Below are 13,862 nucleotides of genomic sequence, written 5' to 3' on the forward strand. Positions count from 1 at the left end.
GTTGGCGATGGCCGTATTATCTCTGATTTCGAGACTTATTCAGAGTCTCCCTAGATAGGCTGCTAGCGCCAGAGCAGCTGCGGTTCCACCGAATGCTGTAAAGAAGATTTCAAGCATTATTCATATGATCCTATGCAGCTAACGCTTGCAGCATGCGCACCCACGGAATGGAGCCGAAGGCGCAATGTAGTGGGCGTCGCCGTGCCTGCACTAGTTAGGCATCAGACTACCCCTTGTTCGATAGCCCACATCCAAACTTGAGACACGATCCCTGCTACACCCACAAAGACGATTGCCCAGGTTAATCGATTACCTACCTTTGCCGTTTTTATCTGATCTTGGTGGCGCTGAACGTTCAACTCAAATTCCGAGAGGGTAACCAGGGCTTTACCGGTCACGACATAGTTCGTACCTTTCTTAGTCAACTCTCCGGAATCCACAAATGAATCAAGTACAAGTTCTAGGTGAGCTTTGTGCTTATCCTTATCTGGATGATAGAGCCACTTACGTGAATATTTCTGAACTGCCAGCATAAGCGGATATATCTCATCTCGTGGGTTGTCGATTTTACGTTCTACGAGATGACGAAGAAGTTCCATTCTCTCTTCACGAACCAAGCGCTTTTTGTTGTATAAGGATTGGCTTACCCGGTCTCGGAATTTAACAATTTTGTGCCAACGGGCAAGATCCATCAGCAGAAATTTACCGGGGTCGGTATAGTCAAACTGGTACCCTTGGTAATAGTGCTCTATTCTCAGATCAAATTTTGCTGGGTCGATATCCTCTTCTGAAAGGATTTTCTCCCTCCCGGACTGCTCACCTTTCCAAACCAACGCCTCGTACCCGGCCTTTTTACGTTTCCGGATCAATATGCGTGTGTTTGAATCAGTATCCTCCAGTTTGACTGAGTAGAAGTCGTTATCCATTGCCCCGGGCGAGCTGAGCGTAATACCCTCAGGGGCCGGCTTCTCCAAAGCCTTATTCAGAGCACGAAAGAACAACTTAATCTCCTTGCCTAACGCCAGTGGTAATGGGCGGCAACGGAGCGCAGCGTAGTTGGCGTCCCGTTGACCACCTTGTTAGAGAGGAAAGAGCTCACTCCGAATAAAGTGCAACAACCGCAATCAGCAGCGAAACCAGAGAAACAATAACTGCGAGGACACTTAGGCGATTTGCGGTTCTACTTATTGCATTGGCGTCCGCAGCGAGCTGAATCTTGGTCTGGCTATGTGCATTCTCTGTTTCTTTCTGGCTATCCAATTCTTCCTGCTCAATTTGGTCAAGCCTGGATTTCAGATAAGCAAACTTCTCTCGCTGGAACCTAGATTGATTACCCAAGTTCACTTCGTTCTGTAGTTCAGCTCGAGACAGAGAATCAATCTTTGCTTTCGCCTCTGGGCTTAAAGTTGCCATTCGTCTCTCGCTAACATTTATATATGAGTCCCAACGATCACTTTTCCACTGACTCATATCTCAAATCAACAATCCTCCAAAACTAGGCGGGAAACTTAATCACGTCAATCAGTTCCGTTTCGGAAGTTGTTAAAACGGTGATGGAAAAACAATCGTTTTAACCACTATCCCGAATTATTCGGACATCTGTAAGCACATGAATCAACTGATTAATTTACCCATCATTGAATTCGTGTCCAGATCATGGTCGAAATGACCGTTTTTCCACCCAATTTGTCAAACCGTCCGGATTTACCTTTACCACTCCAGCCGGGGGCCGATCCGGTATTCGTAACTCAGACCTAGTACTAGTCCAGCCACTACATTTTCTTACGTCAGCGCCGTTTCGGCGTCCACGCCCAGACCATCTCGATCTCAATCGGCTCCTGGTTCTCACTGTCGTGGATGGTCACTGCCACCGACGTCTCGCCCTTGTCTTCGGTGCGCATGCGCGCCTGCTGCTCGGGGGTCAGCCGGGCCTCCACGGTCATGTCGCCCTTGGCACGGCGTGTGTATTCCGCGTGGGCGATTTTAATCACCGGTACTTTGTCATCGGGTACGTTCAGGCCCACCAGGAAACCGGTGGCGGACTCCGCCAGCAGCAGCGAGGCCACCGCGTGAACACCGCCGATGTGGTTCTGTACCCGGCGCTTGTTGGCCAGGCTGATGACACAACGGCCCTGGTCAAGGGACTCGACACGAATGCCTGTGGTGCCGGTAAACGGTACGGCCTTGCCGAAGAACAGGCTGAGGGCCCGGGGGCGGGCAAAGGCGGGCAGCTGGTTGATTCTGGCGACAATACCGGCCAGGCGATTGAGAGAGGCCACGGGTTTCTCCACTTAGCTGAATTATGGGAGCAGGACAATAACCCATTCGTCGAAGTATTGAAACGGCCGGCCAATGACGGCCGCCGGCCCGCGGGCTATACTCCGCGCTACCGTATCTGACGGAACTCTCTGACAGCAAACAAGGATCTGATCATGAGCGACCTGAAAGCCAAGTTTGACGAAGCGGTCAATTACATCCAGACCGCCGAAGGTGACTTCAAGCCTTCCAACGAGATGAAGCTGGAATTCTATGCCCTGTTCAAGCAGGCCACCGCCGGTGATGTCAGCGGCAAGCGACCGGGCATGATGGATTTCGTCGGCCGCGCCAAGTACGACGCCTGGGAAAAGCTCAAGGGCACTTCCGCGGACGACGCCATGCAGAAGTACATTGACCGCCTGGAGCAGTTAAAGGGCTGAAAACGCCTTTCAGGCCGGCACCCTCTGACCGCAGGGGCTGCCGGCGTTCCGGTTACCGGGGATAACCACAGGTCACAACCGGTAACCAATGAAAACTTTGCGACCGTCAACCGATTGTCATAAGATGCGGCCAATATAAAAACAACAACCGCAGTGGAAGGCTCACCATGCACATCACCGAGGCGCTGGAACAGACCCAGCCCGGCCTTGTTGGCCGAATAACTTCAGCGATTCACAAGCACCAGCTCAGTCAGCGGACCGAGCAGAATTATCTGCACTGGATCAGTCGTTTCGTGCTGTTTCACGACCAGAAAAACCCGGAAAGCCTGGAATCCGACGATTGCCAGCTGTTCCTTGCCTACCTGCGGGACCGTATCCAGGTCTCCCGGGCACGGCTGAACCAGGCCAGCCAGGCCCTCACGTTCTTCTTTCAGGATGTGCTTGGCAAACAGGAAGCGGCCGCCACGGCGGCCTGAAATAGCGTCACTCGCAACCGCCAGCCTTAACGGCCGGTCAGCGTCGTGTTGAGCGTTTCGTAGTTGCGGTTCTCCGGCGGCCGGATCAGGTAGTTGTTGCTGTGGGTCTGGCCGGGGATGGAGGGCGGATTGCGGAAGCGGATGTCCACCGGGATCTCGGAACGGCCAAGGTCGGTTCGACTGTCTCTTGGCTGCAATGCCAGCGGGTCGAGATAGAAGTCATCATCACCCTTGGCGCGAATTGCAACCCCCTCCGCCGGCGCCACCAGGCCGCCCTCGATGGCGGTATTGGCCAGCGACTCTTCGTGCATGGACACAAAGGGAATGGTCTCCATGGTGGAGCGCTCCCGGAAGTCAAACGCTGCCGCGTCGTCCAGCGCGTCGCCGCCCGGGTCGGTGCCCGCCACGGCGACAACCGGCACGCAAAGCACCATCAGCCACGCCCGGACCACACCGCATCCCTTGCCGGAAATCCTGTTCGACCTGCCCATTATGCCAACCCCTATCCTGCTCGGCGTCAGCCACCGGCGTTGCCGATGGCGGATCCATGTCATTTTTTGAACAGTTTATAGTCAATCCAGGGCGAGTGGACTCCGGCACGTCAGATTTGTGACGGCTTTCACTACGCATTCCGGGCCAACCGGAGCGATACCGCCCTGCTCAGCTCTGGTACACTCGGCCTTTCACCTGACAAGGCCCGGACCGGACAAGCCATGAGAACCCGACTGATTACCCGCGAGGGCTTCAACGCCCTGCAAAAAGAACTCGATTACCTGTGGCGGGAACAGCGACCGGAAGTCACCAGGAAGGTGCAGTGGGCCGCCAGCCTGGGCGATCGCAGTGAAAACGCCGACTACCAGTACAACAAGAAGCTGCTGCGGGAAATCGACCGGCGGGTCCGTTATCTGCGCCGCTGCCTCAGCGAACTGAGTATTGTCGACTACTCGCCACAACAGGAGGGCCGGGTTTTCTTCGGCGCGTGGGTGGCGGTGGAGAACGAGGACGGTAAAACGCTGCGCTTCCGGATAGTCGGCTACGACGAGATTTTCGATCGCAAGGACTATATCTCCATCGATACCCCGATGGCCCGTGCGCTGTTGAAAAAACAAGTGGATGACGAGGCAACGGTGCAAACACCGTCCGGTCCGGCGACCTGGTTCATCACCGCCATTGATTACGACAAGCCATAAAAAAACCCCGTGAAAACGGGGCAAGGCTAGCGCTGTGCTGGAGGCAGAAGCAGACACGGAGTGGGTCGCCTGCTTCTGTTTCTACTCTGCCCAGTATCCATGTCCAGGATTACCTGGCCGTGGCCGGTGAATTACCATTTTGTCAGCCTGCCCGGGCCTGGCGCCTGACCCCCGCACGAGCGCTACCTCTCCTATACCGGGCATTCGTCATGCCGGGAATTAGGTTGAGTACTCTAGAGTTTGTCGGTAGCGTGCCCGATAACGCGACGTTCACCAGCGTCTTAACTTGTTACGGAACCCGCCATGAATACACAGAAGCTGATCAACACTGCCCTGAACGGGCTTGACGCCCTCGGTTACCGCCTGGACCAGTTCGGCATTACCGGCCGCCTCAACCGCCACAACGTGGCTGCGTTCATCATGCTGGAACAGAAACATCTGGAAGGCGAGTGGGACAGCATTCAGGCCCGGATCGACCGTCGTCGTTCCCAGCTTGACGGACTGCGCCATACCGTTGAGGACAGGGCGAGCGCCGTGCTCGGCCCCATCTCCGAGCGTTTTGGCAAGCTGAGCCGCTGATCAGACCCGCGTGCTGTCCGCCGGTGAATCCTGTTCGCCGGCGGACGAGGCAACCGGTTTGGCGGGAATGGTTTTGATTTTCCGCTTTTCTTCCCGGTGCTGCGGCATCGCAACCTGCACCGTCAGTCCGGGTAACGCGGCGCCGGGATAATGGTCGCTCAGGGTGATTACGCCCTTGTGGATCTCCGCCACCGCACTGACCAGGCTCAGCCCCAGACCGTTACCCGGCAGTGAACGGCTCTTGCCGACCCGGTAGAAACGCTGGAACACCGATTCCTTCTCGTCATCGGGCACCCCGATACCGCTGTCGCTCACCTCGAAAATCGCCTTGCCGTCCTCGGCGCGGACCGACACGCTGATCTCGCCCTTCTCGGGGGTGTACTTGATGGCATTATCAATCAGGTTACTGATCATCTGGAACAACAGGTCCCGATCGCCATCCACCATCACCTGTTCATCCACGGCCTGGCGAAACACCTGCTCCTTGTCTTCCGCCAGGGCTTCGTACAATTCGCAGGCATCGCTGACCAGCAGCCCCAGCGACACCGGATGCATGTCGGCGGTACTGCCACGGGTTTCCAGCCGGGCGATCCGCAGCAGCGCATTGAAGGTAGCCAGCAGCTGGTCTGCTTCTGCCACCGCACGGCCAGCCTGCTCCCGGGCGTCATCGTTATCCACCAGCATGAGGGTGGTTTCCAGCTGGTTGCGCAGCCGGGTAAGCGGCGTTCTCAGGTCGTGGGCGATGCTGTCGGAGACATGCCGTATGCCCTCCATCAGGTAGACGATACGGTCGAGCATCTGGTTAAGGTTGTCCGCCAGCTGGTCAAAATCGTCGTCGGTGCCGCGGGTCGGGATCCGTAACGACAGATGACCGTTCATGATCTTGCGGGAAGTGGCGTTGATAACTTCGATCCGGCGGGTAGTGCTGCGGCTCATCATGAAGCCGCCAAGCAGGGCCAGGGCAAGGGTGATGCCCATCCCCCAGTTGATGGCGGTTTCGATGACGCGCTTGAGGGTGGCCAGGTCGTCCACATCGCGCCCTACCAGCAGCCGCAGACCGCCCTGCACTTCGAACACCCGGGCGCGGGCAAGCCGCTCAGCCCCCTGCCAGCCCACACTTTCATTGAGCGTAAAGTTGATCCAGCCACTCTGGGCCCGGGCACCATCCGGCCAGGCGCCGATGTTGCCGGCCAGCTTGAGGAAGTCTTCCGTGGTCAGCAGGTAGATGGATTTCGCGTTGGGATCCCGCGCTACCCGCTCGCGGATGATGGTAATCAGGCCGTTTACCCCACGGCCACGGTACTGCTCCGCCAGACCGGCAATTTCTGCCTCGATGGTCTCATCGGTCTGGGCCGCCATGAACCCTGCTGTACGCCAGTAAATGAATGCCAGCAACAGAAATACGGAAGTGGCAAACACCACCATGTACAGCAGGGCAAGCTGAAACGACGACGTTTTAAGTTGACTGAGCAGTTTCACGCAACATGTATCCTGCACCCCTGATGGTCTGCAGCAGTGGTGTATCGAATTCCTTGTCGATCTTCGCCCGCAGGCGACTGATATGAACATCAATCACGTTGGTCTGCGGATCGAAGTGATAATCCCACACCTTTTCGAGCAACATGGTGCGGGTAACCACCTGACCGGCATTGCGCATCAGGTACTCCAGCAAGCGGAATTCCCGCGGCTGGACATCGATGTTCTGCCCTGCCCGCTTGACGGTGCGGGCCAGCAAATCCATTTCCAGGTCCGCCACACGCAGGACCGTCTCGGTCTCGGCGGCCTGGCGGTTACGGCGAATCAGCGATTCAATCCGCGCCAGCAATTCGGTAAACGAAAACGGCTTGGTGAGGTAGTCGTCACCGCCGCCGCGCAGCCCCTCCACCCGGTCATCGACATCGCCCAGGGCGCTGAGAATCAGCACCGGCACCTGATTGCCGGTCGCCCGCACGGTCTTGATGATGGACAAGCCATCCATCCCCGGCAGCATGCGATCCACAATCATGATGTCATACTCTTCGCTGGCGGCCATCATCATGCCCTGTTTGCCATCGGCCGCATGGTCCACGACAAAATCGGACTCTTTAAGCCCCTTGATAAGGTAGTTTGCAACGTCCTGATCATCTTCAATTACCAGCGCTTTCACCGGTGAGCCTCCAGATTATCGGATTACATGATTAACAGGGTACGAAGAAGTCCGGGTGCCGGCCAGTTACGATCTTGTAAGAGGGTGTCGCCTATGGCGACGGTCACCGCTTGCCCTCAAACCACTGCAGGCTGTCTGCCGTGGCGGCACTGGGCCGGTACTCGGCGCTGACCCAGCCCTGGTAACCCATCCGGTCGATGGCAGCAAAAACATTCGAAAAGTTAATTTCTCCGGTGCCCGGCTCATGCCGCCCCGGATTATCGGCAAACTGGATATGACCAATCCAGGGTAGCAGGCACTCCATGGAGCGGATCAGGTCACCCTCCATGATCTGCATGTGGTAAAGGTCGTACTGCAGCCGCACGTTATCGCCATCGACTTCCTCGATCAGGGCCAGCACCTTGCCCGAGGTATCCAGCACAAAGCCGGGCATGTCGACCCGGGAATTGATTGCTTCCAGGCACAGGGTCAGGCCGGCCTCTTCCAGGCGGGCCGCCGCCCAGCTGACATTGCTGACCAGCGTCTGCCAGGCCAGGTCCTCATTGAGGTCCACCGGCTTCAGACCCGCCAGGCAGTTCAACCGGGGACAGTCCAGCACCCGGGCGTACTCGATGGCGGTCGCCACGCCGGCGCGGAACTCCTCGACCCGGTCGGGCAGACAGGCGATGCCCCGCTCGCCCGCATCCCAGTCACCCGGAGGCAGGTTGAACAGGACCTGGGTCAGCCCGTGTTCATCCAGCCGGGCCTTCAGTTCCGCGGCCGGCCAGGCGTACGGGAACAGGTATTCCACGCCACGAAATCCGGCATCGGCGGCACGGGCAAAACGCTCGGTAAACGGCACTTCGGTGAACAGCATGGTCAGATTGGCGGCAAAGCTCGGCATGGCTTACTCCTTGCGGGCAGGACCGACGGAACCCAGCAGGGCTCCGTTCAGGTGTTCAAGTTCCAGCAACAGGCCGCTGTGGTCCACATCACTGTGGCCGTTGGCGACCAGCGCCAGGTATTCATTATGAACCTGTTGCGCCAGCGGCAGGGTCAGGCCTTCGGCGCGGGCCTCGTCGAGAATCATCCGCATATCCTTGAGCTGGATGCGGGCGGGCGCGCCCGGCGCAAAGTCCCGGTCGATCATCCGCTGGCCATGGAGTTCAAGAATTCGACTGCCGGCAAAGCCGCCCAGCAAGGCCTCGCGGACCGCCACCGGGTCGGCCCCGCCACGGGCCGCCAGCAACAGAGCTTCGGACACGGCACCGATGGTGATGCCGACAATGGCCTGGTTTGCCAGTTTGGCCAGCTGCCCCGCCCCTACCGGACCAATGCGGGTAACCCGGCCCAGCACATCGAACACCGGCCGCGCTCGCACAATGTCGGCCTCGGACCCTCCGGCCATGATGCTCAAGCGCGCCTCGGCGGCACCCAGGGTACCGCCGGACACCGGCGCGTCGATGTAACCGGCCCCCTGCTCGCCAGCCAGCTCCGCGTGGCGGCGCGCCAGTGAGGGCTGAACCGAGCTCATGTCAATCAACAGGGCACCGGCCCTCAGGGCCTGCAATCCGCCCTGCGCCATCAGCACCTGCTCCACGACATCACCGTTTTCCAGCATGGTGATCACGATGTCGGCATCGGCCACTGCCTCGGCCGGTGACGCGGCCAGAGTGGCCTCGCGGGCAAACAGTTCGCATTTGCTGGCGGTCCGGTTCCACAGGGTCATGGGGTAACCGGCATCCAGCAGGTTACGGGTCATGGGCGCGCCCATCAGGCCAATACCCAGAAAGGCAATCCGCGGAAGCTTGTTTGTCATGGTCGTTGATCCAACTCCAAAAACTGGAAAAGCGGTTAGGTGGCAGGATGACTAACGGTCAGTTTCATCGATTATACAAACAAAAACGCCACCAGCCCGAAAGCATGGTGGCGTAATCAGAATCTGTCGCCGCTGACCGGATCAGGCGGCGTCGGCCATCTGCAGGCGAATCTTCTTCATGGCATTCTTCTCAAGCTGGCGGATGCGCTCGGCAGAGACGCCGTATTTGTCGGCCAGCTCATGCAGCGTCGCCTTGCTCTCGGACAACCAGCGCGCGCGCAGGATGTCCTGGCTGCGCTCGTCCAGTTCTTCCAGCGCGTGCATCAGGCGCCCGTTGGAATCCTCCGTCCAGTCGGATTGCTCCAGCTGCAGCGCCGGATCACTGCGACGGTCTTCCAGGTAATGGGCAGGCGCCTGGTAGACACTCTCATCGTCATCATCCATCGGCCCATCAAACGCGGTATCCTGGGAGGCCATCCGCCCCTCCATCTCCCGCACCACACGAGGCTCGACACCCAGGTCTTCCGCCACCGCATGAAGCTCGTCATGGCTCAGCCACGCCAGACGCTTCTTCTGGCTGCGCAGGTTGAAGAACAGCTTGCGCTGGGCCTTGGTGGTGGCCACTTTGACGATCCGCCAGTTGCGCAGAATGAACTCGTGAATCTCGGCCTTGATCCAGTGCACCGCAAAGGACACCAGCCGCACCCCGTATTCCGGGTTGAATCTCTTGACGGCCTTCATCAGTCCGACGTTACCTTCCTGGATCAGGTCCGCCTGCGCCAGACCGTAACCGGAATAGCTACGGGCAATATGAATGACAAAACGCAGGTGTGAGAGCACCAGCTGACGGGCAGCCTCCACGTCACCCTCGTAGTGCAGGCGCTCGGCAAGGTGCCGCTCTTCTTCCGCGGTGAGTACAGGAATCCGGCTCGCAGCCTGAATATAGGACTCGAGATTGCCCCCCGGAATCAGCCTGTCAACCAACTGTAAACTCGTACCCATGCAGTTCCTCCGTGCTTGGCAGCCCTGAAATATAACAACAAACAATTAGACCGCCAAGACCTTGAATAGTTCCCGAAACCTCAATTAAAACCTTAAAAAACAAACAATTGAAGATTTTCGGGTGTTTTCCACCTGCCCAGAAACTACGGGCAGACGGCATGCTTCTACAATACGGTGTTCCCGCAATAAGCGATCAACCACCAGCCACCTCACCGGGCTCGATGGCATCCAGATGGCGCTTGACCGCCAGCCAGGCACCGAGCCAGCCTAACAGCATTGCTACAACAATCAATGCCAGACTGCCGTCAAAGCTTAGACCATTGAGGGAAAATTCGCTGCGATAGAGCCCCGCCAGGCGTTCCACCGGGCCGCTCAGCCACCACAGCGACAGCTCCAGCAACAGCCAGGCTACCACCCCGCCACCCAGCCCGAACCAGGCGCCGGTATAAAGAAACGGCCGCCGGACGAAGGCATCGGTGCCCCCCACCAGCTTGGCCACCAGAATCTCATCGCGGCGACTCTCGATGGCCAGCCGGATGGTATTGCCGATCACCAGCACCACCGCCACCGCCAACAACAACGCCAGGGTCCACACTGCCCGCCCCAGCAGTTCGGTCATCGCATTGAGGCGCTGCAGCCAGCCCAGGTCCACCTGGACCCGGGCGACCCCGGCAAAGCCCTCAATGCCGGCCACCAGGGCCTCAACGCCGGCGGCTGTTCGCGAACCTTCCTGCGGGGTGATCAGCAGGGTGTGAGGCAAGGGGTTCTCATCAAGGTAATCCAGCGCATCAGCCAGCCCCGACGAGGCCCGGAATTCCGCCAGCGCGGCATCCCGGTCGATCAGCTCCACGCCGGCAACGTCACCCCGGCTGGCGACCCGCTCCCGCAGCTCCGCCGCCTTGTCCAGGCTCAGCCCGTCCGCCAGGTAGGCGGTGACCCGGGCACTACTCTCCCAGCCGGCGCTCACCCCCTGCAGGCTGGTCAGCAACAACAACAGCGCCACCGGCAGCGCCAGCGCCACCCCCATCACTGCCCAGGTCATCAGGCTCGCCAACGGCGTGCGCCACAGCCGGCCCGCACTGTCGACCGCCACCGTACGGTGGTTGGTCAGATAGGTTTCCGCCAGGGTACGCCACGGTGCCCGGGACCGCTCGGCACCACGCCGGGCGTCCGGCCGCTGACGATTCTGCGGGCTGCTCATACCGGCACCCCCACCGACAACGGCTTGCCACCCGCCACCAGGCGGCCCTGGTCCAGGGTCAGGGTGCGGCGGCCCATGTTAGTGATCAGGGCAATGTCGTGGCTGGCAATCAGTACCGTCACACCCACCTGACTGAATTGTTCGAACAGGTGCATGATGTCCGCCGACAGCTCAGGGTCCAGGTTACCGGTCGGCTCATCCGCCAGCAGCACCGGAGGTTTGTTCACCACGGCGCGGGCGATGCCCACCCGCTGCTGCTCCCCGCCGGAGAGCTGGATCGGATTCATCTTCTCCTTGTCCAGCAGCCCCACCTTGTCCAACGCCGCCCGCACCCGCCGACCAATGTCCCGCGCCGGCACGCCGGTTACCTGCAACGGCATGGCCACGTTGTCGAACACGGTGCGGTCAAACAGTAACTGGTGATTCTGGAAGACCACGCCGATGTGGCGGCGCAGGTAGGGAATCTGCCGGCGCGGCAGGGTATTGAGCACCTGGCCGCCGACAATCACCCGACCGGCACTGGGCCGCTCCATCAACATGATGAGTTTCAGCAGGGTGCTCTTGCCAGCGCCGGAATGGCCGGTCAGGAAGGCCATCTCCCCCCGCGCCAGGTCGAAATTCACCTGGCGCAGCGCAGTGTGGTCATTGTCGTAGCGCTTGGTAACCTGCTGGAACTCGATCATTGGCCGGGATTACTCATCAAACAGCGCGTCGATAAAGGTTTCGGCGTCGAAACTGCGCAGGTCGTCCACCTGCTCGCCCACCCCGATGAAACGGATCGGCAGCTTGAGCTGGCGGGCAATGGCAAACACGATACCGCCCTTGGCGGTGCCGTCGAGTTTGGTCAGGGTAATACCACTGACTCCGACTGCCTGCTGGAACACCTGGGCCTGGCTGAGAGCGTTCTGCCCGGTACCGGCATCCAGCACCAGCATCACTTCGTGGGGGGCGTGCTCGTCCAGTTTCTTCATCACCCGGACCACTTTTTCGAGCTCACCCATCAGGTTGTCCTTGTTCTGCAACCGGCCGGCGGTATCGGCAATCACCACATCAATACCGCGAGACTGGGCCGATTGTACCGCGTCGAAGATCACCGAGGCGCTGTCGGCACCGGTATGCTGCGCCACCACCGGGACCTGGTTGCGCTCTCCCCACACCTGCAGCTGCTCCACCGCTGCCGCCCGGAAGGTATCACCGGCAGCCAGCATCACTGATTTGCCATCTGCCTGGAACAGCTTGGCCAGCTTGCCAATGGTGGTGGTTTTGCCGACGCCGTTAACACCAACCATCAGTATCACGTAGGGCTTTTTGGCACTGGCCACTTCCAGCGGGTGGGAAACGCCGGCCAGCAGGCCACGCAACTCTTCCCGCAGGGCTGCCTTAAGGGCGGCACCGTCCTTGAGCTGGTTGCGCTCCAGCCGGGCAGTGAGGGACTCGATAATTTCCGAGGTTGCCGTCACCCCGACATCGGCCATCAGCAACGTGGTTTCAATCTCTTCCAGCAGATCCGCATCGATTTTCTTACTCACCGAGAACAGATCGACCAGGCCACCGGTCAGGCTGGCGCGGGTCTTGCCCAGGCCATTGCGGATACGCTCGAACACGCTGATTGACGGCTGTTCCGGCTCAGCTTGCGGTGCCGGCGCAACTTCGACCCGAACTTCAGCCTCGGCGGTCGCCGGGGCTTCGGCAACAGGTTCTGAGGCTGCCGGAGCTTTGGCAACCGGTTCAGCGGCGGCCGGGGCTTCTGCCGGCACCGCAGCTTCCCCGGCACCAGCCACCGGCGCGGCCCCTGGCTGGGGTTCGGGCTTGCGCTGGGGTACCGGTTTCGGTCGGGGCAGGCGGCGGCGATTACCCGCCAGGTCCGCAACAAAAATCAGCACCAACAGGGCCAGGAGGCCTAAGGAAATCCACTCTGCCGTCATAGCGATACCATCAAGTCTTTAAATGGGCGGGATAATAAAGGCGATCATTCTAGCGGCAGCGGGGAGCAGCGTCCAAACCTGTACGGTTTGCGGGCGCGGAATTCCCGCTGCATTTCCGCTACCATAGTGATCCACCCCGCCAACCGGGGAGGAATCTGACGTTCCTGACCGGAGTGACCTGACAACATGAGTCGACGCCCAGCCCGCAAACGCGGAACCGCCCCGACAGCGCCCGCAGGCGAGTTGCGGATCATCGGCGGGGAATGGCGCAGCCGCAAGCTGCGTTTCCCCGACGCCGGCGGCGTGCGCCCGTCCCCGGCCCGCACCCGCGAGACCCTGTTCAACTGGCTCAACTACCATCTGGCCGGCAGCCGCTGCCTCGACCTGTTCGCCGGCTCCGGTGCCCTCGGCCTCGAAGCCCTGTCCCGCGGCGCCAGCGCCGCAACCCTGGTAGACCACACCGCTGCGCTGGCCCAGGCCCTGCGGGAGAATTTGCGGCTGCTGCACTGTGATCGCGGCGATGTGGTGTGTCAGCCGGTGGACCATTACCTGGCGCAGCCTCCGGCACAACCCTTCGACATCGTATTCATGGATCCGCCGTTCCGCCAGGGCTGGCTGGAAAAGCTGTGGCCGGTAATTTTCACCCCGGCCTGGGTCCGCCCCGGCGGCTGGGTGTATGTGGAGCACGAAAGCGACCGTGCCACCCCGCCAGCCCCCGAGGGCTGGGAACTGTACCGCCAGAAGACCGCCGGGCAGGTCACGTATTGCCTGTTCCATGCCAGCCCGCAGGCCCCGGACCAGCCCTCCGGATAACCCCGCCCCAGAGACAAAAATCCCCGCTTCAGGAGC

Annotated in this window: 17 protein-coding genes; 5 read left to right on the top strand and 12 right to left on the bottom strand. The window is 59.9% G+C overall.

What is annotated here, in order from left to right:
* Window positions 1-221 precede the first annotated feature (221 nt).
* From CLH61_RS16490 to CLH61_RS16500, 3 genes are all read right to left on the bottom strand, one after another.
* Entirely contained in the window at window positions 222-1,001 is a 780-nt protein-coding gene (locus tag CLH61_RS16490) for a hypothetical protein (RefSeq protein WP_099615867.1), read from the bottom strand.
* A gap of 94 nt (window positions 1,002-1,095) precedes the next feature.
* A complete protein-coding gene (locus CLH61_RS16495; RefSeq protein WP_143752169.1) occupies window positions 1,096-1,413 on the bottom strand; it encodes a hypothetical protein in 318 nt (105 codons plus the stop codon).
* A 374-nt stretch (window positions 1,414-1,787) separates the two neighbouring features.
* Entirely contained in the window at window positions 1,788-2,279 is a 492-nt protein-coding gene (locus tag CLH61_RS16500) for a DUF4442 domain-containing protein (RefSeq protein WP_099615869.1), read from the bottom strand.
* A gap of 153 nt (window positions 2,280-2,432) precedes the next feature.
* On the opposite strand from CLH61_RS16500, the gene CLH61_RS16505 reads away from it, so the two are divergent.
* A complete protein-coding gene (locus CLH61_RS16505) occupies window positions 2,433-2,696 on the top strand; it encodes an acyl-CoA-binding protein (RefSeq protein WP_099615870.1) in 264 nt (87 codons plus the stop codon).
* Window positions 2,697-2,863: 167 nt separating this feature from the next.
* The gene (locus tag CLH61_RS16510; RefSeq protein ID WP_099615871.1) at window positions 2,864-3,172 is read left to right on the top strand and encodes a site-specific integrase; all 309 of its coding nucleotides are present in this window, start codon (window positions 2,864-2,866) and stop codon (window positions 3,170-3,172) included.
* Window positions 3,173-3,198: 26 nt separating this feature from the next.
* Here CLH61_RS16510 and CLH61_RS16515 read toward each other — a convergent pair whose 3' ends face one another.
* The gene (locus tag CLH61_RS16515; protein WP_228152678.1) at window positions 3,199-3,663 is read right to left on the bottom strand and encodes a hypothetical protein; all 465 of its coding nucleotides are present in this window, start codon (window positions 3,661-3,663) and stop codon (window positions 3,199-3,201) included.
* A 222-nt stretch (window positions 3,664-3,885) separates the two neighbouring features.
* Between CLH61_RS16515 and greB the strand changes: the two genes are divergently transcribed.
* Together greB and CLH61_RS16525 are read left to right on the top strand one after the other, a co-directional pair.
* A complete protein-coding gene (gene greB, locus CLH61_RS16520) occupies window positions 3,886-4,362 on the top strand; it encodes a transcription elongation factor GreB (RefSeq protein ID WP_099615872.1) in 477 nt (158 codons plus the stop codon).
* 303 nt (window positions 4,363-4,665) lie between these two features.
* A complete protein-coding gene (locus tag CLH61_RS16525) occupies window positions 4,666-4,941 on the top strand; it encodes a hypothetical protein (RefSeq protein ID WP_099615873.1) in 276 nt (91 codons plus the stop codon).
* On the opposite strand, the gene CLH61_RS16530 is transcribed toward CLH61_RS16525, so the two are convergent.
* The 8 genes from CLH61_RS16530 to ftsY all read right to left on the bottom strand — a co-directional run bounded on the left by CLH61_RS16530 (window position 4,942) and on the right by ftsY (window position 13,013).
* Window positions 4,942-6,420: a HAMP domain-containing sensor histidine kinase gene (locus CLH61_RS16530; RefSeq protein WP_099615874.1), complete on the bottom strand. Its 1,479-nt coding sequence runs from the start codon at window positions 6,418-6,420 to the stop codon at window positions 4,942-4,944.
* Window positions 6,398-7,087 carry a winged helix-turn-helix domain-containing protein gene (locus tag CLH61_RS16535; protein ID WP_099615875.1) on the bottom strand — a complete coding sequence of 230 codons (690 nt, stop codon included), beginning with the start codon at window positions 7,085-7,087 and terminating at the stop codon, window positions 6,398-6,400. Before CLH61_RS16535 ends, CLH61_RS16530 begins: the two co-directional genes overlap by 23 nt.
* 103 nt (window positions 7,088-7,190) lie before the next feature.
* Window positions 7,191-7,970: a hydroxypyruvate isomerase gene (gene hyi, locus CLH61_RS16540; protein ID WP_099615876.1), complete on the bottom strand. Its 780-nt coding sequence runs from the start codon at window positions 7,968-7,970 to the stop codon at window positions 7,191-7,193.
* A gap of 3 nt (window positions 7,971-7,973) precedes the next feature.
* Window positions 7,974-8,885 (bottom strand): NAD(P)-dependent oxidoreductase, encoded by a 912-nt coding sequence (locus CLH61_RS16545; RefSeq protein ID WP_099615877.1) that lies wholly within the window; start codon window positions 8,883-8,885, stop codon window positions 7,974-7,976.
* A 141-nt stretch (window positions 8,886-9,026) separates the two neighbouring features.
* A complete protein-coding gene (gene rpoH, locus CLH61_RS16550) occupies window positions 9,027-9,887 on the bottom strand; it encodes an RNA polymerase sigma factor RpoH (protein WP_099615878.1) in 861 nt (286 codons plus the stop codon).
* Window positions 9,888-10,080: 193 nt separating this feature from the next.
* Window positions 10,081-11,088, bottom strand: a complete 1,008-nt coding sequence (gene ftsX / locus CLH61_RS16555; RefSeq protein WP_099615879.1) for a permease-like cell division protein FtsX — start codon at window positions 11,086-11,088, stop codon at window positions 10,081-10,083.
* Entirely contained in the window at window positions 11,085-11,771 is a 687-nt protein-coding gene (gene ftsE, locus CLH61_RS16560; RefSeq protein ID WP_099615880.1) for a cell division ATP-binding protein FtsE, read from the bottom strand. Before ftsE ends, ftsX begins: the two co-directional genes overlap by 4 nt.
* A 9-nt stretch (window positions 11,772-11,780) precedes the next feature.
* Entirely contained in the window at window positions 11,781-13,013 is a 1,233-nt protein-coding gene (gene ftsY, locus CLH61_RS16565; protein WP_099615881.1) for a signal recognition particle-docking protein FtsY, read from the bottom strand.
* 186 nt (window positions 13,014-13,199) lie between these two features.
* Between ftsY and rsmD the strand changes: the two genes are divergently transcribed.
* On the top strand, window positions 13,200-13,826 hold the full coding sequence (gene rsmD, locus CLH61_RS16570) for a 16S rRNA (guanine(966)-N(2))-methyltransferase RsmD (RefSeq protein WP_099615882.1): 627 nt from the start codon (window positions 13,200-13,202) through the stop codon (window positions 13,824-13,826).
* Window positions 13,827-13,862 lie beyond the last annotated feature (36 nt).

It is taken from the genome of Marinobacter profundi (assembly GCF_002744715.1).
GTDB classification, from domain to species: Bacteria; Pseudomonadota; Gammaproteobacteria; order Pseudomonadales; family Oleiphilaceae; genus Marinobacter; species Marinobacter profundi.